The following is an 18358-nucleotide window of genomic DNA, read 5'->3' on the forward strand; positions in this document are numbered from 1 at the left end:
TGCAAAATTGCGGGAGATCCTTGGGGCAGCCGATGCTCCTTGGTAGTCTAAGGATCCTGCTAATTTGTTCCCGACCGGTCTCTAAAGACTGATATTCCGCTGCGCCATTTCAACGAATGCCATATCCCCGATTGGTGAGCGAGGCTCGGCTTTAAAGATGTCGGCCAAATCGAGCAGATCCTCGTTGGAAAGGTCCGCGATCGAGGCTTCGATCTCGGCAAGCCGCTGCACCGCGTGATCGCCGCGATGGGCGACCCGCTTCATTCTTGTCTTGAGCATGCCGCCTTTTATCATGAACGTCGCGGGGGCGGCAGTGGCATTTACGGCCGGTTGGCTGAGGTCTTCGGCCAAAAATGCTCGCTATCTGCAGGCGGAAGAAGCTTCTCTAATGGAGAACCGCACTGCGTCCTGGCAGCAGATCCCAAAGCGGCAGGAACGCACAGCTTCAAAGAGTGAACGGCGCCATCACGGTGCATGCGGACCGTCCGCATTTACGGTAAAACTGGTGGAAAGCGGCCCGGCCGCTTTCGGGCAGCGATCCACGTAAACGGACGTTCATTCAGAAGGTGGGGCAGGGTGGCGAAGGGCCGGTTCCTGGTGGAAAAGCGGCCAGGCCGTTTTCGGGCGGCGATTGCGGTAAACAGACGTTCGTTCATTTGATGGGGCAGGGGGGAGGTAATCGACCGTTTCCTGGTGGAAACCGGAATGAGCGGTTTGGAGAGAGGTAGAGGCTTAACCTCCGCTTGTTCAGGTCGGGGCTCGCCATAGGCTCAGTTTGCGCACAAGCTCGCGAAAGATCTGAGTTTACCCGCAAGGCTGGACGTCGCATAAATATGCTGCTTACCTTCCTGCGCCTCGCGCTATGGGGCCGATCAGGGCAGTATGCAGGTATGAGGGTCGGCCCAGCAACGATGCGCGAGAGAACTTTACGGGAACACTTGCCTCTTGTACCAAGCGCCCCCACATCCTGCACCAAGGTTGACCCGTGGGGGCACGGGCGGAGGCGGGGATATGAAACTAGACCATGAATATGCGCTCTTAGGGGGGATGAACCGTGCAAAGGTCGGTCGATACCTAAGCGTCGCCGCTGCCAGTATTTCAGCGATCGTAATGTTGGGCTTACTAACCTTGTGGGACGCGGCTAAGGCATTGGGCCTGCCGTCCAACATTCCCCCCGCCGTATTGTCGTTGATTGGCGCGGGAACAATTTTTACTGTCCTTTACTGGTTCCTTGATAACCATGCTTGGCGTTGGGCGCCTTTGGGTGGTTGGCTGAAAGCCCCTGATTTGAGCGGTGCCTGGGCGTGTGAAGGCGTGACACTGAACCCCGATGGATCGCCGCAGTTCAATTGGTCCGGCACGATCACAATTATTCAGAGCTGGGACAAAATAAGAGTTCGGCTCAAAACCTCGACCTCTGGCTCAAATAGCCTAGCGGCTGCGCTGATGTGCGATGAAGCTGACGGGTTCCGGCTGCTCTACAACTATCGCAACGATCCGAAGGCAGGTCAACCCGCATTACAAAGTCACCGAGGCTTCGCCGAGCTAGTGTTCTCACATGATCGCCAGTTCGCAGAAGGCGAGTATTTTAATGGTCAAGGCCGTTTTACCTTCGGAACCATGAGACTTATCAAGGAACCTCGCTAATGCCTCGTGACATTAACGCTCGCTTGGAAAACCTAAGAGTCCGCCGAAAAGGTATTGATGCAGTCAACAACGGCCGGGTAACGGCAAGCTTTGCTGAAGATGTACTCCGCAAAAGCATTATCCAAGAGCCTTGGCAACGTCGGGCCACCTCACACCCTTACACGCGCTATGCGCTCGGTGCGATGCAGGCGGTGGATTCCGCTTACACCCAGAAAAGTCGAGACGAAGCAGAGCGGGTCGCCAAGCAACTTCGCGACGGACTGTCAGTCTCGATTGAAACCCGGCTGCAGGGCTCGGTGCCGCTCGACGTTCATATCCGGGGCGTTAGCGATGTTGACCTGCTGGTGCTAAGAACCGGCTTCCATACTTATGTCACTTACGGTGCCCGTGCCTTGGCTGGGTACTACACCAGCCCGACAAGCGAGACGTCGCTATCTGCGCTGGCTTCATTGCGGTGCGAAAGCGAAGATCTTTTGAAGCGGCGATATTGGGGCGCGACTGTCGATTGTAGCGGGGGCAAATGCATCGCGCTCTCGGGTGGCTCATTCGAACGGCCTGTCGATGTCGTCCCATCGCATTGGAACGATACGGTTGCCTACCAATCGTCGTTGGCTGAACATGACCGCGGCGTTACAATTCTGAACAAGACAGTCCCGGAAACTATCGACAACCTTCCGTTCACACACATCAATCGTGTTCATGATCGTGATACGGCTTATTACGGCAGTCTAAAAAAAGCGATACGATTGGTAAAGAACGTTAAGAATGACGCCACCAATGAAGATAGCGCCGCAATGCTGCCAAGTTTCGACATTGCTGCGCTGATGTACCACGCTGATGAAACGCCCTTGAAAGCCGGCTACATTAATGAGCTTTATATCTTAAGAGAAGCTCAGCGGTTTCTTGATTGGTGCTATCGTAATAAGGACGAAGCTAGCAAGCTAATGACGCCGGACGGTTCGCGTGCCATTTTGAACAACGAGAGAAAGCGGACAGGGTTGCTGACGATTTCTACCGAGCTAGACGATTTGGCGCAGCAAGTCGCTCGTGAGCAAGGGCTCTACAGTTCGTCGCCAAATTGGGACGATATCTACGCGACGCTGGGGAACGCACGAGTGCCGGCTGCGGCCTAGTTTGACCGAAAGCGGAGCTGTAAGGTTCGTTCTATAAATAAGTGATTGGACGATCTTTGCGATCGATTAGGTTGGCAGCTGCTTTCTAGAACAAAGTATCACACCACTCTGGCGATCGACTACCTCCATAGAGGAAACGATATTGAGCTTTCAGATTCTCAGTTTATCGGGTGGCGGATTTCTCGGGCTATACACTGCTTCAGTTTTGGCGGAACTTGAGAAGCGCTCGGGGCGGCCGCTCGTAGATTCCTTTGATCTGATCGCGGGCACTTCTGTCGGCGGCATCATTGCTCTCGGACTTTCGGCAGGCCGCAGTGCAGCCGAAATCAAACAGGCTTTTTTGGACGAAGGCGGCAAAATATTCTCGCCGAAGCGGCCGGCATCCAACGTCCTGAGCATCGGCGCGCGCATACTGACGGGCCTTCCTAAATCCCGGTATGATCCCGCCCCCCTCCGCAGCATCGTCGAGCGCATCGTGGGGACCGAAACGCGAATGTCGGATCTGAGACGGCCGACCATTATTCCCGCAGTGAATCTCACCAAGGGTGGACCCAAGGTGTTCAAGACTGGGCACCACCCGCGCTTCATCATCGACTGGCAGTTGAAGGTCGTCGACGTTGCCTTAGCTACTTCGGCGGCACCTACATATTTCCCGATCCACCAGATTGGCGTCGAGCTGTTCGCCGACGGCGGAATGTTCGCCAACTCGCCTGATCTGATCGCGCTGCATGAGGCCGAGACGTTTCTCGACGTGAAGAGGGAGGATGTCAGGGTGCTTAGCGTTGGCACCACAACGACGGCATTCGCCTTTTCCGCCTCCGTCGGCCGCGCGCTTGGATCGTACGGGTGGATAAAGAACGAGCGCCTGCCGAGCGTTATGATCGGATCACAGCAGGCGCTGACCGATGACATGATGCGGCACGTCATTGCTGACAGATACGTCCGGATCGACCGCGCCCAGCCGCCGGATCAGCAGTCCGAACTGGCGCTCGACTGCGCAAGTCCCATCGCCAAACGCGATTTACAGTCTGCGGCGGCCAGCTCCATTGCCGACGTTTCGTCGAATCAGATGCTGCGTGACATGCTCGACCACGTGGCACCGGAATTCACCTTCACCAACGCGACCCTCTAGGATCCCGATGTCCCAGTCAGCAAAGCTGTTCTACCAAGCCGGTAGCGAATCCGAGACCCTTCATCGGCGGGTTACTCCCACGGCCGACCAGTTCACGGCGCAGAAAGATCGTTGGAACGACCTCGCCGAATTTCTCGTCAAGCGCCTCACTGAAGGCAGCGGCTACTCCATCCGAACATGGCTTCAGGGATCCTATAAGTGTCGTACGCAGATCCGGCCTTGGATGGTTGGCGCTGAGTTCGACATCGACCTCGGCATCTATTTCGAATGGAAGGGCGAGCCAGAGGATGGCGATCACACCCCGGAGGAGCTGAAGGCGATCGTTCAGAATGCGCTCGTCGATTATCAGGACGACGAGGACAACGAAGCGACCGGTGTCGCCGACCCGAAGGAGCGCTGCTGCCGGATCGCCTTTGCGCCAGACTTCCACATCGACGTGCCGTGCTACCATCTCGACAGCGAACGCGATGCCCGCACGCTCGCGACGGAATCCAAGGGCTGGGAGGTGAGTGACCCGAAGCAGATCTACGAATGGTTCAAGGACTGTCAGGAGGACGTGCCTCGCAAGAGACTGCGCCGACTAATTCGTTACCTGAAGATGTGGGCGGCACTGCGGATCGAGGAGGCCGAGCGTCCATCATCCATTTTGCTGACTGTGCTGGCCGCAGAAGCGTTCGACAGCATCGATCTAGACGTAGTTTTGGATGACGACGACATACTGGAAGAGACGGCCACGCTGATTGCCAATCGCCTCGATGACGATCCGACCGTACCGAACCCTATAAATTCCAATGAAGACGTGAACCGGTTGAAGATCGGAGCCGTCGTCAAGCTGGTCGCGAAGTTGCGTGAATTAGCGTCGATCGGCGAGAGGGCGCGCCTCGCTGCCGACATATCCGCGGCGGCCGAGATCTGGAGCGAGGCCTTTGATCAGTTCTTTCCGATGCCGGAAGATACTGAGGAAGGCACGCAGGCGCTGGCGAAGAGCCAAGCAATCGCCGTTTACGCATATACTCCCGACATCATCGTCACCGCGACGCCGCGAGACAATCGCGACGTCAAGCCGATCCAGGGCCTCAACGAGATCCGGCCAGTGCCCAAGAACTGCGACATAGACTTCGCGATCGCAAGACCGGACCTGCTACCCGCTGGATGCACGCTAAAATGGACAGTGCGCAACCATGGGAGGGAAGCCGCGATGGAGAATGATATGGGTCATGTCGCGGGGACCGGAGCCTCGGTCGAACGCCACACCGCCTATAATGGCGACCACGCAATGGATCTTACGGTCTTCCTTGGCAGTCGGCCGGTGGGGCGTCGCCGTATTGCTGTGAAGGTGCGTGGCCCAGCCATCCCGCCGCGTAACCCGCCGAGGCGCAGATACGGACACTGATCACTGTAGGACCTCTCGGTCTGCGGCGGTAGGATGTGGGCAGGGCTCGCGCCCTCTCAGCATAGAACGTTACTAACGCTTTCCTGACAAGACCTTCGGCGGCGCAATCTTCTCCAAGAAATGATCCGTGTTTTTCAGCATGCATTCCTGCAGTTCGCGGCCCTGCAAAATCTGACCTGGCTCGGAGAACGTCTCGTTCACCGCTCGGTGCGCCCGTTCGGTCGTGACCTCTCCTTTTGCAGCGTAGCGGTCGAGCCGTGACGACACGCCGGTCTCAATGCGGCGGCGCTCCTGTTCGGACGTATTCATCAGACATGTGGCGGAAGCCTGCTTTACGGCGAACTCAAGATCCTGCTGCGCCTGTGTTTGGCCTGGCCGTCCGAACGGCCCTAAAAGAAACCATAGCATTGCTCCGAGCAGCAGTAGAATCACGGTTGCTCCGAACGCCTTGAACATGAATCTTCCCCTTCTTCTGACGGTCAACTTGGTAACCGGCGCCCGCGACGGGTCCGTCCCCGGCCTCACCAAGGTGAACTCACCCGTAGTGCGCGCGCTAGTCCAGTAGTTACCTCGAAGCTCATTGTGGCGGGAGTCATAGCGTAAGATGGCAGCCCCACTGTAAGCGCCGCCGGATAGCAACGCACCGGCCCTTGGGTTTACGTCGTATATATAGCACAAGGCCGGTCTCCCAGGCTCGCGATCACTCCATTCGGCGACCCTCGTCATTGAATCCGATCCCGGTGAATGGACGTCCATGGCCAGACCCCGGTCGTCGCGCGAGATTATTGCTTCTGCACGTACCCGCCCAGTCTTGTTCCATAAAAAACGCCGTGGCGACTCCCAATCAATTATCATGTCCCATGCACCGACCAGAGCTGCCGGAAACGCGGATGACGGGGTGCCGGGCAGATCGGCCGAAATGCCGTTCATCTTTTTACTTCTCTTCCATCCACGAATACGGTCACCCCCTGATCGACCGTGGCGATGCCGGTTGCGATTACGCTAGGCAGTCGCGAACCGAGGAGCGCCGTCATGTAGCGCGCGCCTAGCAGGCGGCCATGCGGTAGGGGAGGCGGATCCCCAACTGGCGGGCCGAAATATTGTGCGACTCGTACGATCGAATAGTCTGGCAACAGGACGTGGAAGCCGTCGTGCAGCTCGCTGGTCCCGACAGACAGCGCCGCCAAGACCTCCACTGGCGGTCCGGCGTTGCGGACAGCCAGGTCAGGCCGAAGCGAGGCGATCGGCAGGAGCGATGGGTCCAAGGTTACGATAACGCCCACGCCTACGAACGAAGAGCCCGCGCGCCTTTGTACCTGGAGGAGAAAATCGGCAAGTTGCTTCAGAGTCATGACCTTAGTTACCGCGTCCGTTAGGTCGGGTCCCTACTTCCATAAGGCGGATCTCCGTCTGGACCAAATGCCGGCTTACCGTTTCAAAGCAGACAGACCTTGATCTACCAACCTAAGTCGTTCCAAGCGTCATCCCGACCCGGCTGGCGGTCGATCTTCTCACATCAACGAGCGGCCGGTTTCGGGTGGCGCTTACGGAGCGCTGATTGTCCGGGAATGGATCGTGCTATCGCGAAAACTTCAGCATGGGATTGTCGCCGTCAGCCAATCCGGTGCGGTAGCCGCATTCGCCAGATCACTTGAGTTTGCCATGCTCACTAGCGAAGTGGCTATCATTTCGCCATATTGAGGATAGAGGTCGGACTTTGGAAGGAGGGCAATGTGGCAACGAAAGCGATGACGCAGAGCCGTTCGGGACAGCGCGGTCGTAAGATCAAGTTTGGGGATGTCACCGTTACCGCACCGGCGCCGTCGGCAACGATGGTGAAGCATAATGTCAAGCGCAGCACAGAGGCGCTCGAGCGGCTGGCTAAACGGCTCGGCAAACCGGGTGTGTCGATCCGCGCCCGCAAGAATGTGCCCTTGTTTTCGCTCGACAGTGACAATCCTGACGTCATGATCCGCACGATGAACGGCAGAACCGAACGCGGACGCATGGTGGACGGCGCATTCCACGCGATCGACTAACCTCGCCGGTCGAGGCAATTCGGGAAATCCGACTTGCCCAAGACGCGACCAAAAAGCCTCTCGCGATCGTGCTGGCCGGTCATAACGGTTCGGGCAAATCGACGCTTTGGCACCGCAGCCTCGCAGACGAGATGCAGGTTCCGCTCGTCAACGCCGATCGTATGATGGTTTCGATCCTGCCCGAAGTGAACTCAGAGGGCGCATTGCCGCCGTGGGCTGCCCATCTGCGCGACACTGATGAAAGCTGGATGCGGGTGGCGCAAAAGGGCGTTCAGGCGTTCGTTGGCCACGCCATGAACGCCAAGGTGCCGTTCGCAATGGAAACCGTCTTTTCGCATTGGGTCGAGCGTCAGGACGGTACCTTTGAATCCAAGGTAGATCTGATCCGCGACATGCAGGACGCAGGCTATTTTGTGCTGCTTGTCTTTGTTGGGCTAGCCAGCGTCGAACTTTCCGTCAGCCGCGTCGCGACGCGCGTGATTGAACATGGTCATGGAGTTGCCGAACCCAAGCTTCGCGAGCGTTTCCCGAGGACGCAGAAGGCCATTGCCGCAGCACTTAAGGTGGCAAATGCATCGTTGCTCGCCGACAACAGCCGCGATCAAAAGCAGGCTTTCACTGTGTGCCGCGTAGAAATTGGCGGCGGCGAAACATTCGACATCCGACGTGGCCAGGGACCGGCGCCGCCTAAGGTCATCACGCGATGGCTAGACGTGGTCGCCCCACGCCCTTGATATAGGCATGGACCTCATTGGATCTCTGTCTCCGAACGATCCGCCAGCAACATCCGTAGCAGCGCGTCTTACTACGAACGTCGCGTTCCATGAGACGGCTGCCGCGAAACAGGAACAGCAGTCGCAAAATTGAACGAATGGCGGATGTTGAGAATGCGGACCTGTACTTTGGATGATCGACTATGGGTCTTACAGCCGGAAGCTGCCAGAGGCGAAGCAGTTGACACGATGATTGCGGTCATGCGTGCCCCGCAAGGCGTTCATGGCAAACGGAATGGGGACGAGGCGTTGCGGGGCGACTTCGGCGTGCTACCATGTAACCTGATCAATCATGGTTCGAGCCACCGGTCGGTCCGCAGGAGGCTGCCGAAACGTTGCGGAGGGCCGGCGCGCTCGTGCATGGGCTACGATGCTCGAGGGGGATGGGATGAGGCTTTCAACCGTTTACGCGCGCTTCTACAAGTCGTTCAACTTCGACCGCATCCGCGCGGCTAAGCCCGGCGCAGTGCCGCGAGGCGAGTGGGAAAATTTCCGCGGCCAGTGGTTTCCTTATATTGAAGTGAGGATCGACGAGCGTCTGACGACCGTCGTCGGTGCGAACGAATCGGGGAAGAGCCATCTCCTTAGCGCTATCGAGAAGGCGGTATCCGGCGAAGGCTTCACCCGGCGGGACCTCTGCCGCTATTGTGAGTTCTTCGGCGTCACGGCGGAGCAGGCGTGCTGGCCGCACCTCGGCGTGACGTGGTCTGATGTGACGTCGGACGAGTGGGATGCGATCCGGAGCGCTCTCGGCGCCACCGGACCGGTCGCTACCGAGTTCATGATGTTCAGGGAGGGGCCAGACGCGCTGACCGTCTGGACGCCTCTCAGGGACGGTGGGTGGGAGCCGCACATCCTCGACGGTCCGACGGCGGACCGGTTCACGGCTCTCCTGCCCAGCACCTACCGGATCTATTCCGACGTTGCGCTCCCAGACAGCGTGCCGTTCAGCTGGATCGTTTCGGGCAATCCAGCCGACAAGCGCCGCATGCGCGACTCGCTGCTCGACAAAGTGTCGTCGCTGGCAGGAATGGTCGGTCACGATGCGTCCACAGTCGTAAGCAACGCGCCGAGCATCTTCGGGGTGTTGCGGCCTTTGATCGATGAGCTCGCCCAGCCCGCCCGAACGAAGGAAGACAATCGCGCGCTGGATCTTGCGCGCAGTCTGCTCGTCGATCTAGCGAGGATCGATCCGCCGGCGATCGCCGAGCTCGCCGACGCCATCGCGGACGGGGAGGACGGGTACGCGAACGCCCTGGTTGAGCGCATCAACCATCAGATCGAGCAGGCTCTGAATTTCCGGCGCTGGTGGGTGCAGGACCGCGATTTCTCGCTGCGCGTCGATACGCGAGAGCACGATCTGTTCTTCACCATCCGAGATCGCACGGGAAGCGAGTACACATTCGCCGAGCGCAGCAGCGGGCTCAAATACTTCCTCTCCTACCTCATCCAGTCCCAGGCGCACCGGCCGGGGACACGCGAGCGTATTCTGCTCATGGATGAGCCTGACACCTACCTGTCGGCGGAGGCACAGCAGGACCTCATGCGTATCCTGCGCGACCTCGCCGAGGATCAACCCGAGCGTCCCGCGGTGCAGGTAGTCTACGTGACCCATTCGCCTTTCCTAATTGACAAAAACCATGCGGAGCGGATCCGGGTCCTCGAGAAGGGGCGGGGGCGGGACGGAACCCTAGTCGTCGATAACGCTGCGCAGAACCACTACGAGCCCCTCCGTTCTGCCTTCGGCGCGTTCGTCGGTGAGACCGCTTTCGTCGGCTCCGCTAATCTCCTCGTTGAGGGGATCACCGAGCAGGTGCTGCTCGCCGGTGCCGCCCGCTCGATCCGCAAAGCCGGCCGTCCGGAGAACGAGTCCCTAGACCTCAACGGCATGGTCATCGTGCCGTGCGGGTCGGCGAGCCATGTCCCATACATGGTCCACCTCGTGCGCGGCCGCGACGCTGAGAAGCCGCCGGTTGTCGTCCTGCTCGACTCCGACACCGCTGGCGACGACGCGGTGAAGCTGCTCAAGAAAAAGCCGCTGAGCGGCCTCTTGGCGGGGGATCTCGTCCTGCAGCTTGGCAAGGTAGGTCAGGACGTTGGGGAGATAGCTGAAATCGAGGACCTGTTACCGCCAGGCCTCGCCGCCGCGGCGGCGAACCTATGCCTTAGGGAACTCTCTATGTATCGTGCGGCAAGTTCCGCATCGGTGATCGACGTTGAGCTAAACGGGCGGCCGGGCGGCACTGGCATGTTCGACCTCATCGAAACCGTGCTCGGCGGCAAGAACGTCAGGATCGAGAAGCTGCCATTCGCCCGCGCGGTGGTCAGGCTGTGCGAGGAACCATGTGAGGAGCTGGCTGCGGACGTCCAACTCTACCTGGAACGAATGGGCAGGCTGTTCGCCGAACTGAACAGGCTGCGCCGAAAGGCCGAGGCGGAAGCGGGACGCGATCGACTCAGCCATCTCGTTGATCGCGAGCAGCAGCTATTTGTTCGCGATCATAAGAGAACGGCCACCAGGGAGGACGTCGCCAATCTGATAGAGAAGATCGAGAACCTGCTGGACAGTTCGACCGAAGCGGAGGCGATCCGACGGTCGACCCAACGGATTCGACGGGAGAACCGGTTGGAGGACGACCCGTTGGAACTCATCGCCGACATGCCGGCGCTGAGAGTGTCGCTCGCTGCGCTGAAGGACTCGCTCAAGGTCGAACGTCAGGCCGAAGCAAAGGCCGCGATGCCTGTGACGGCGGCTACATCCACGTCGAGCCCAAGTGTCGCGCAAGATGCTGCGTACGAGAGCGAGAGAGGAGGCAAGTCGATCGAGAGCACGGGAGATGAGGTAGAGGGCGATGGTCAACCTGCCGCTTGAACCACAGTCATTTGGGCGGTCGGCAGGCTGATCGAGGCTTGAATATGACTCCGGTGCATCTGCAACGTTTCCTCGGTTGCTCAGAACGCGCGATGCGACGGATCGCTGCGACTTTCCCCGGTGAACGAACGTCTGATTTTGGGAAGCGACGACCGTCGTGTGGATGACCGGGACTGGGTCTTCCCCAGTAGAATGCCGCTTACTTTCGCTGACGAGAGGACGATCTTTCTGAAAGAATGTTAGCACTTACGGTGGGCGCTTACGTAGCGCACGTAACAAAAATACATCGAACTTCGGCGGAGACCTATTTGCAGCTGCTGTATTCGTCCGCGCACTTGTTACACGTTGTTCTTCTTGAACATATCCGGAACGACTGTACCATCGGCGCGCACGCTGGTTACGGCGGGTGTGACGCCGACTCGACGGACGTTCGGCACGGCTGGCACCGTTGGGGGATATTCAATGAAGAGGCTGGTCTTTTGTTTCGACGGCACGTGGAACAGACTGGATGCTAACACGCCCACCAATGTAGTCCTCACTGCCGCCAGCATAGTCCGACAGGTACCCAATGGCGGCCCAACCCAGATTATCCATTACGACGAGGGCGTAGGCACCGGGACGCTCGATCGGGTGTCGGGCGGCACCATGGGCGTCGGGCTGGTGACCAACATTCGAGAGGCCTATCGCTTCCTTATCTTCAACTACGATCCCGGCGACGAGATTTTCGTCTTCGGCTTCTCTCGCGGGGCGTTCAGCGCCCGCACGTTCTGCGGCTTCGTGCGCCATGTCGGCCCTTTGCGGCGGCTACACGCCGCCCGAATTGACGATGCGCTAAAACTCTATGAGGCAAGGCTCAAGGACGAGGATGACGCTACCGAGAAACTGCGTCGCTTTCGAGCTGACTATTCCAACAACGTCTGCATCGGCGCCGAAGACGACGCCTGGCGCTGCTCAAACTCGCCCGGCTACCTGACTGGCCAGGCACCGCCAATGACGATCAAGTACCTCGGGGTGTGGGACACCGTCGGCGCACTCGGCGTGCCTAAGGTGCTGCCGCTCAGCGGCATGTTTAATCGCAAGCATCACTTTCACGACATCGCGCTGACCGGCTTCATCGACAGCGCTCGCCATGCGATCGCCATTGACGAGCGCCGCGTCCTCTTCCCGGCGGAGCCATGGGGCGATCTCTCCGCGATGAACAGGGCGCGACACTACCGGCCGGAGGACCCCAAGGCTCCTTATCAAGAGCAGTGGTTCCCTGGGACCCACGGGTCGGTAGGTGGTGGCGGCGACATCCGTGGCCTCTCCGATGGCGCACTGGCCTGGGTACTGCAGGGCGCCAAACGCGCCGGGTTGAAGCTCGATGTCGAGCAAGGGTCGCGCATCCAGGCAGTGCGGCCCGACCCGCTTGCGCCGCTCGTCAACGTGCGCGAGCAGGAGTTCAGTGCCACGGCGCTGTTGAAGACGAACCGTGACGGCCCATCGGCGATCTACCAGATCTCGGCCGCGGCACGTCGGCGCTGGCAGGCTGCAGCTACCGCGCTGCCTGAGGACCTGGCTTATCGCCCAAAAACCCTTGCTAAAGTCGCCACAGCGCTCGACGCCTTGCCGTCGCGGAAGCCGCTCGCGGCTGGCTTACTCGTCCATGAGGTGAAAGAAAGGGACACGCTGCGCGCACTTGCAATACACTACTTGGGTGCGGCTGATCTCGAAGACGCGATCTACGAAGCTAACCTCGACCAAATGGATGACCCGGACGAGATCTTCGTCGGGCAAAAGCTGCGCATACCGGCATTGCTGCCTGAGCCGCTGGCCGAAACCTCGGCGGCCTCTCCCGCCGAGGTGGCACCGTGAGAGGGGCTGCGCTCGCGGCACTGCTCGCTGCGTTTGTTGCGGCGCCCGCTGCTGCGGGCAATGGCGAGCTCCACACCTTCCACTGCCTTCATGGTTGTCCGCTCGGCGCGGCCGACATTGACGACATTGTGGTGCGCGAGATCTACACCCTCGCGTCGAACGACCTCACCAAGATGGCCGACTGGGTCGCCTACCGCGTGACGCCGTCGTCGATCGGACCGTCGGGCGAGCGCAAGTGGTCCGCGGACCCGTGGCTTGATCCCGACGAGACGCTCGAGCCGGGCGACTACGACGGCGCATCGCAGGCGCTCGGCGTCGACCGCGGCCACCAGGCGCCACTTGCCGGCCAGTCCGGCACTCCGTTCGCCGCCGACACGAACATCTTATCCAACATCACTCCGCAGGGCGCGGCGCTTAACCAAGGCGCGTGGCAGCGCCTAGAGGCACGCGAGAACGATCTCGCCCGTTCGGCAAACATCGCCGCCTACGTCGTAACCGGCCCGCTGTTCGAACGCGTACTGCCGCCGCTGCCGGGGGCCGATGAGCGGCACCGCGTGCCGTCCGGCTACTGGAAGGTGGTGGCGACGCAGGACGGCCAGATGGCGGCCTTCATCATGAAAACGGACGCCCCCCGATCGCTCGACTACTGCGCCGCTCGCGTCACGCTCGATGAGGTGGAGCTCCGCTCGCGCCTCGCGCTGTTCCCGCGGCTTGAGCGGCGTGCCTTCACCGACCTTTCGCCAGCACTGGGATGCCCAACATGATCATGGGGAACGCGATCAGGCGGGGTCAGCTTGCTGCTGCGCTGCCGCTCCTCGCCGCAGCGTCCTGCGCCACCACGCCGTCGACCGACCTGACCGGCTTCGGGCGGGCGGCGGGGGGGCTGCAGGCGGATGTCGGCACGACCTTCGCTGAGGCCAACCGTGTCGCGCGCAGCGTCGAGGTGGACCGGTTCGTCCGATCGGGCACCATTGCCCTGTCCGAGCGCCGCTTCCCACCGGCCGTCCCGCCCGAGGTGACCGCGCGCTGGCGCGCCGCACTCGGCGAGTTAGCGCGTTACGGTAACCTGCTGGCCACGCTCACGAGCACCGGCCGTGGCGGTGAGCAGACGGACGCTTTTCGGCAGCTCGGAGTGCAGCTGACGTCGGGCACGACTGCGGCTGACCTGGATCCGGGTGTCTCTGCAGGCTTCGCGGGGCTTGCGGGCACGCTAGTGGACTTGCGCGCGCAGTCAACGGCCCGCGACATCCTGCACCGCACTGACCCTGACGTACGCCGCCTCTTAATGGCGATGGCCGACGCGGTCGGCTCCAGCGACGCTGAGGGCCTGCGCGGCACGGTGGCATCGAACTGGACCGCGGCGCTTACTGCATACCAGCGCACGTACGCAGTCGCCGCGACCGAGAAAGCGGATGCTCGGCAGCGGCAGATCGTCGCCGAATACCTCGCGGGCGTCGATAAGCGCGACGCCCAGCTCGCATCGCTTGCAGGCCTGCGATCGTCCCTGCTTGGCCTTGCTGACGCGCACACTGCTGCAGCGGCCGGCTCGCGCCGGCCGTTCGACGAGGTGCTGAAGGACGTGAACGACAGGGTTACCCGAACCGAGGCGACTTACCGGGCGGTCGAAAAGGCGGGGGATGCAAAATGACGAATGGACGGAGCGCAATGTCGCCAAGCGGAGAGAACCCGGACCTTAAAGCTATGCACCGCGACCTTCTCTCGCTGGTCCGCCGGCTGGAGTTGGCGATCGACGACGCCCCGAACGCCGCAGCCATCGCTGCGATCTCGGACCAAGTCGTCGAAGTAAACGCGCGAGCCACATCCACAGGCCGCGTGCTGCTGGCGATGCAGACGGAAGAGATCGCTCAGCACGCCCAAGCCGTGTCCGCCGCCATACCCGCGATCGAGCGAGAGATCGAAAACCTGGAGCGGTTCGAGCGACTGGTAAGCGGCGTCGCCGCCGTGCTCGACGCGGCCGACGATGCGGTGCGCGTTGCGACGCTGATGTGCCGCTGAACCCACCAGAAGGAAGGACTACCAGTGAGAAATGAACGGGCGACCGCTCGCGAGGGGTGCTCAAGGCTCGTTGAATGTTCGTAGTGGACGGTCAGGTCAGTGCGTTCGCCGGTGTCCACTGCGGCACCTGCTGGTCCTGCCACAGTCGCAGGCGTCGCCAGTCCAGCGCATCGTAGACGGCGGTAGTGCCTACAGCATCGCTGAGCGGCAGTGCCGCAGCGGCCTCACGCAGAAAGCGAGGTCGAAGTGCGTCATCCTCCAGATAGGCTGCCTCCCACCAGCCGATGATGCGATCTCGCGCATTCGCCATCGCCGCGGCCGACGGTAGCCGGTCGCGCTTCTCGTGCTGATTGACCCGGGTGTGCGCCGGCATCAGGTTCCAAAGATCACCGCATGGCCAGACCGACCATGGCAGGCAGTGGTCGATGTCGAAGCTGTTCGGCTTGAGGGGGCGTCCCGTCCAGACGCACTCGATCGGCTGCCCGCAAGCGAGGAGCCGCTGGACGACGTCGCGGCTAACAGCGGTGGTGCGAACCGGCTCTACCCAGGCCAGGGCGGCTTCTGCAGCACCCGGCGCGACCGCCAGACCCATGCGGTCGGCATAGGCGCGGGTGAGGCGGGACCATTCAGCCACGAGCATGGGTTCGATCCAGGACCCGAAGCGCGACATGGCCCGCCACAAGTGACCCGGCACCTCGACCAGACCCCAGCCGCGCAGCGTTTCAAGGTCGAGCACGGTCGCAGATGCACCGCCCCGGCGTCCACGGCTAACGCCGAACACCTGCGTATCACTGTTGGGATAGCGGGTGAAGGTCGCTGGCATCTTGGCGATCGTGTGGGCGGCCCGGGACAGGGCAGAAGCGACGGCATGGGCCTGTTCGCCGCTGAATGAAGCCCCGACCCGCAGCTCGATCGGTGCCGTACCAAGCGCCAGCAGCGTTTCGAAGCCACCCTTGGCAAAACCCAGTCGATCGGTGCCGATGTTGCCCGGCATCTGCGGAAGTCCAATTCGCACCAGCGGCAGGTACATTCTCAGCCAGTTTAGTGCGACCAAGCCCAGCGGCACTTCGACTGCATCGCGGCCATCGGGCGCCGGCGTAGCTGCCGCAGGCGCATACTCGGCGATGCGTGCCACGGCTCGGAGCAGTGCCAGCTTATAGGTGGACGACTTCTCGTCGGACAGGACGATGCCGCGCACCAGAGGAAGCGCGCCGGTGCCGTCATCGGGCATGCGGAGCGCTATGACGTCCCATGTCACACCGGCGCGTCCGCCCTGATCGCTGGAGGTCGCAACCCGTAACACCTCCAGCCCGTGCGCCCGGGCAAGTCCCTCGATCTCGGCGGTTGAGGTCGGATGCATCTGCATAACGGAGGGGGCGGGACCGTGGCGCAGCGTCATCACCAGCACGCCGCCCGGCTTCAACAGCGTGGCGAGTTTGCGGAAGGCACGGGGCCGATCGGCAGGCGCGACGTGCTGCCAGACTGCTGACATCAGCACAAGATCGTAGGCAAGCCCAAGCGCATGGACATGGTCGAGCGAGGGCAGGGTATCGTTCACCCACCTTACGCCGTGGTTTCTATGCTTCTCGGCTGCGATCCTGCGCATACCTGCAGCAGGTTCGGCCGCCACAACCTCGTAGCCGCGTGAGGTCAGCCAGGCCGCGTCACGTCCTGTGCCGGCGCCGACGTCGAGCGCCAGCTTGCTGTCGCTGCCGTCCGGGATGACCGGCAAAACCGCCGCCAGCATACGCTCGGATGATACCGCCTCGTACCGCTCGGCTAGCATGTCGGCTTGACCGTCATAGGCAGCAACGACGTCTAGGTAGTTGTTCAAGCGTCGAGGCCCGCGAAACGGGCACGGTGCCGGGCGACATAGTCGGGGCGCGGGTGGAGCCGTGGATCGACCGGCAGGCGAACGCGCTCGCCCGGTTGTGGGAAAAGCCGAATGAGCTCGGACGGCACCTTGTTGTGCGACACCAGCAGCCGGCACTCATCGTCGAGGCTGATGAGGTGACGGTCGAACAACCAGTGCGCGGTCGCGGACAGAGCAATGCCGTTCTGCACGACGTCAGGCCCGCCATCGGCGACGCTCCAGATATGCGCGGCCTGAGCTTCCGCCTTTCCGCCGCCATTGACCATACGCAGCCCCGTCACCGCGCAACGGTTGTCATATGCGTCCAGCACATGGCCGCGGAAGGCGGCGCTGCGCACCTTGCGGTTGACCAGTAGCTGCGCCACGCGCCGCTCGTTCGGCGGTGAGGCCAGCAATGCGGCCGTGGATGCGTCGATGTGGCGGGGGTCGAGTTCGAGCCGGATCGCGTGTTCGGGCGATAGCGTGTCGACCAAGCCGGCGTTCACGATGGCGGCGAAGTCAGCATCATCAATGGCGCGAACCGATCGACCGCGTAGCGTCCGACCAGCGATGGCGGGGTTGTCCAGCTCGCGCAGCATACGCTCAAGAAAGCGGCCGTCCGGATCGCGATATGGCACGGGACGATCGAACTCGATGAAGTCGCTGATGCGGGCGTAGAAGAGCATGCGGTCGGAGGGATCAGGGTCGATGCTGTGCACCAGGCCGGCCGCCACATAGGCCTTGCGCCCACCCGCCGAGCCAGTTTCGCGGTAGATGATCCAATCGCCGACGCATGCCTCGGCTGCGCGTAGGTAGATGCGTGGGAAATGGTACCGCTCCGCGATCAAGTCGTCGTAGCGCGATGCACCGCTGATTTCGAACACACCCTTCATGCTTGGATCGTGACGCGGTTCTCGGGTTGGAGCAACCTTGCTGAAAACGTTCACCGTTCAATGGTCAGCGATCATGGAGCACGTTGCTGCTGAACGACCGGCCGCCTTCGGGGAGTGCAGATGCTGCCTCGAGCGTCCGGCTCTGGGTCCTGCCAGAGGAGGGCATCGCGGCCGCTCGCGACCAACTCAAGACGTTCAGCGTCGTTGTTGTGAGCGACGGCTCTTTCTGGAACCCGCCATTCGAGTCGTGCAAACCAGCGGGTCGGCTTTGCGTCCTCGTATTAGCCGTTCACGTCGCCTCGAGCCGAGCTCGAAAGCTGCCCTTCGATTGAGGGCCGCGAACACGATCAAACCCCCACGCGATTTGCGGTGTAAATGTGGAGCTGCGGCTCGCGCTAATCCTGCCTTTAGGTCAGTACAGATCCCGGTGATTCCCGTCGCGGGGTATATCAAGGGCGGAGTCGGTTTCGCCCGCGGGCACTCGAAGGAGATTTATGTGGTGAAATCGATCTATCGCGTCTCCATCGTGAGGCGGGGCGATGAAGAAAAGTGGGACGACTTCTGGGCAACTTCGCCTAGGAAGGGCGAGGATCCCGCTCGCCACATCCACAAGGAAGCTCGCAATCTCGAGGAAGCGATCCGCTTGGTGCAAGCTGAGAACCCTGGCTTCACCGTTATTCGCAAGGGGTCCGGGAAGATCGGCGGTTAGGCGAGCATCAATGCGCGGTGATAATAGAAGACACTCGGTGTATCA

At 61.2% G+C, this 18358-nt stretch carries 16 protein-coding genes; 12 read left to right on the forward strand and 4 right to left on the reverse strand.

The genetic code is table 11. From position 1 onward, the window contains the following. Positions 1–81 precede the first annotated feature (81 nt). Positions 82–351 (reverse strand): hypothetical protein, encoded by a 270-nt coding sequence (locus U1763_RS18105; protein ID WP_332756335.1) that lies wholly within the window; start codon positions 349–351, stop codon positions 82–84. A gap of 660 nt (positions 352–1011) precedes the next feature. On the opposite strand from U1763_RS18105, the gene U1763_RS18110 reads away from it, so the two are divergent. From U1763_RS18110 to U1763_RS18125, 4 genes are all read left to right on the forward strand, one after another. Next, positions 1012–1647: a Cap15 family cyclic dinucleotide receptor domain-containing protein gene (locus U1763_RS18110; RefSeq protein ID WP_332756336.1), complete on the forward strand. Its 636-nt coding sequence runs from the start codon at positions 1012–1014 to the stop codon at positions 1645–1647. Then, positions 1647–2780 (forward strand): nucleotidyltransferase-like protein, encoded by a 1134-nt coding sequence (locus U1763_RS18115; protein ID WP_332756337.1) that lies wholly within the window; start codon positions 1647–1649, stop codon positions 2778–2780. Before U1763_RS18110 ends, U1763_RS18115 begins: the two co-directional genes overlap by 1 nt. A 142-nt stretch (positions 2781–2922) precedes the next feature. Next, positions 2923–3912, forward strand: a complete 990-nt coding sequence (locus U1763_RS18120) for a CBASS cGAMP-activated phospholipase (RefSeq protein WP_332756338.1) — start codon at positions 2923–2925, stop codon at positions 3910–3912. 7 nt (positions 3913–3919) lie between these two features. Next, entirely contained in the window at positions 3920–5305 is a 1386-nt protein-coding gene (locus tag U1763_RS18125; RefSeq protein WP_332756339.1) for a cyclic GMP-AMP synthase DncV-like nucleotidyltransferase, read from the forward strand. A 72-nt stretch (positions 5306–5377) separates the two neighbouring features. Here U1763_RS18125 and U1763_RS18130 read toward each other — a convergent pair whose 3' ends face one another. Then, the gene (locus U1763_RS18130) at positions 5378–5761 is read right to left on the reverse strand and encodes a hypothetical protein (protein ID WP_332756340.1); all 384 of its coding nucleotides are present in this window, start codon (positions 5759–5761) and stop codon (positions 5378–5380) included. Between the two features lie 1277 nt (positions 5762–7038). Between U1763_RS18130 and U1763_RS18135 the strand changes: the two genes are divergently transcribed. From U1763_RS18135 to U1763_RS18165, 7 genes are all read left to right on the forward strand, one after another. Beyond that, the gene (locus U1763_RS18135; protein ID WP_332756341.1) at positions 7039–7344 is read left to right on the forward strand and encodes a hypothetical protein; all 306 of its coding nucleotides are present in this window, start codon (positions 7039–7041) and stop codon (positions 7342–7344) included. Between the two features lie 26 nt (positions 7345–7370). Next, positions 7371–8078 (forward strand): ATPase, encoded by a 708-nt coding sequence (locus tag U1763_RS18140; RefSeq protein WP_332756380.1) that lies wholly within the window; start codon positions 7371–7373, stop codon positions 8076–8078. A 427-nt stretch (positions 8079–8505) separates the two neighbouring features. Next, positions 8506–10989 (forward strand): AAA family ATPase, encoded by a 2484-nt coding sequence (locus U1763_RS18145; RefSeq protein ID WP_332756342.1) that lies wholly within the window; start codon positions 8506–8508, stop codon positions 10987–10989. 462 nt (positions 10990–11451) lie between these two features. Continuing rightward, complete coding sequence (locus U1763_RS18150) at positions 11452–12843, forward strand: phospholipase effector Tle1 domain-containing protein (RefSeq protein WP_332756343.1); 1392 nt, start codon at positions 11452–11454, stop codon at positions 12841–12843. Continuing rightward, positions 12840–13607 carry a DNA/RNA non-specific endonuclease gene (locus U1763_RS18155; RefSeq protein WP_332756344.1) on the forward strand — a complete coding sequence of 256 codons (768 nt, stop codon included), beginning with the start codon at positions 12840–12842 and terminating at the stop codon, positions 13605–13607. Before U1763_RS18150 ends, U1763_RS18155 begins: the two co-directional genes overlap by 4 nt. Next, positions 13595–14491: a hypothetical protein gene (locus tag U1763_RS18160; protein WP_332756345.1), complete on the forward strand. Its 897-nt coding sequence runs from the start codon at positions 13595–13597 to the stop codon at positions 14489–14491. Before U1763_RS18155 ends, U1763_RS18160 begins: the two co-directional genes overlap by 13 nt. Positions 14492–14544: 53 nt before the next feature. Beyond that, on the forward strand, positions 14545–14859 hold the full coding sequence (locus U1763_RS18165) for a hypothetical protein (RefSeq protein WP_332756346.1): 315 nt from the start codon (positions 14545–14547) through the stop codon (positions 14857–14859). 91 nt (positions 14860–14950) lie between these two features. Here the strand turns inward: U1763_RS18165 and U1763_RS18170 are convergent, their stop codons facing one another. After that, entirely contained in the window at positions 14951–16693 is a 1743-nt protein-coding gene (locus U1763_RS18170) for a class I SAM-dependent methyltransferase (protein WP_332756347.1), read from the reverse strand. After that, a complete protein-coding gene (locus U1763_RS18175; RefSeq protein WP_332756348.1) occupies positions 16690–17604 on the reverse strand; it encodes an HNH endonuclease in 915 nt (304 codons plus the stop codon). Before U1763_RS18175 ends, U1763_RS18170 begins: the two co-directional genes overlap by 4 nt. Positions 17605–18031: 427 nt before the next feature. On the opposite strand from U1763_RS18175, the gene U1763_RS18180 reads away from it, so the two are divergent. Further along, positions 18032–18313: a hypothetical protein gene (locus U1763_RS18180; RefSeq protein WP_332756349.1), complete on the forward strand. Its 282-nt coding sequence runs from the start codon at positions 18032–18034 to the stop codon at positions 18311–18313. Positions 18314–18358 lie beyond the last annotated feature (45 nt).

This window comes from Sphingomonas sorbitolis, from assembly GCF_036663875.1.
In the GTDB taxonomy this organism is placed as follows: domain Bacteria; phylum Pseudomonadota; class Alphaproteobacteria; order Sphingomonadales; family Sphingomonadaceae; genus Sphingomonas.

Bases quoted from the DNA above. Each gene is read 5' to 3' on its own strand.
- U1763_RS18110 (WP_332756336.1), top strand. From the start codon at position 1,012: ATGAAACTAGACCATGAATATGCGCTCTTAGGGGGGATGAACCGTGCA.
- U1763_RS18115 (WP_332756337.1), top strand. From the start codon at position 1,647: ATGCCTCGTGACATTAACGCTCGCTTGGAAAACCTAAGAGTCCGCCGA.
- U1763_RS18125 (WP_332756339.1), top strand. From the start codon at position 3,920: ATGTCCCAGTCAGCAAAGCTGTTCTACCAAGCCGGTAGCGAATCCGAG.
- U1763_RS18130 (WP_332756340.1), bottom strand. From the start codon at position 5,761: ATGTTCAAGGCGTTCGGAGCAACCGTGATTCTACTGCTGCTCGGAGCA.
- U1763_RS18145 (WP_332756342.1), top strand. From the start codon at position 8,506: ATGAGGCTTTCAACCGTTTACGCGCGCTTCTACAAGTCGTTCAACTTC.
- U1763_RS18150 (WP_332756343.1), top strand. From the start codon at position 11,452: ATGAAGAGGCTGGTCTTTTGTTTCGACGGCACGTGGAACAGACTGGAT.
- U1763_RS18160 (WP_332756345.1), top strand. From the start codon at position 13,595: ATGCCCAACATGATCATGGGGAACGCGATCAGGCGGGGTCAGCTTGCT.
- U1763_RS18165 (WP_332756346.1), top strand. From the start codon at position 14,545: ATGCACCGCGACCTTCTCTCGCTGGTCCGCCGGCTGGAGTTGGCGATC.
- U1763_RS18175 (WP_332756348.1), bottom strand. From the start codon at position 17,604: ATGAAGGGTGTGTTCGAAATCAGCGGTGCATCGCGCTACGACGACTTG.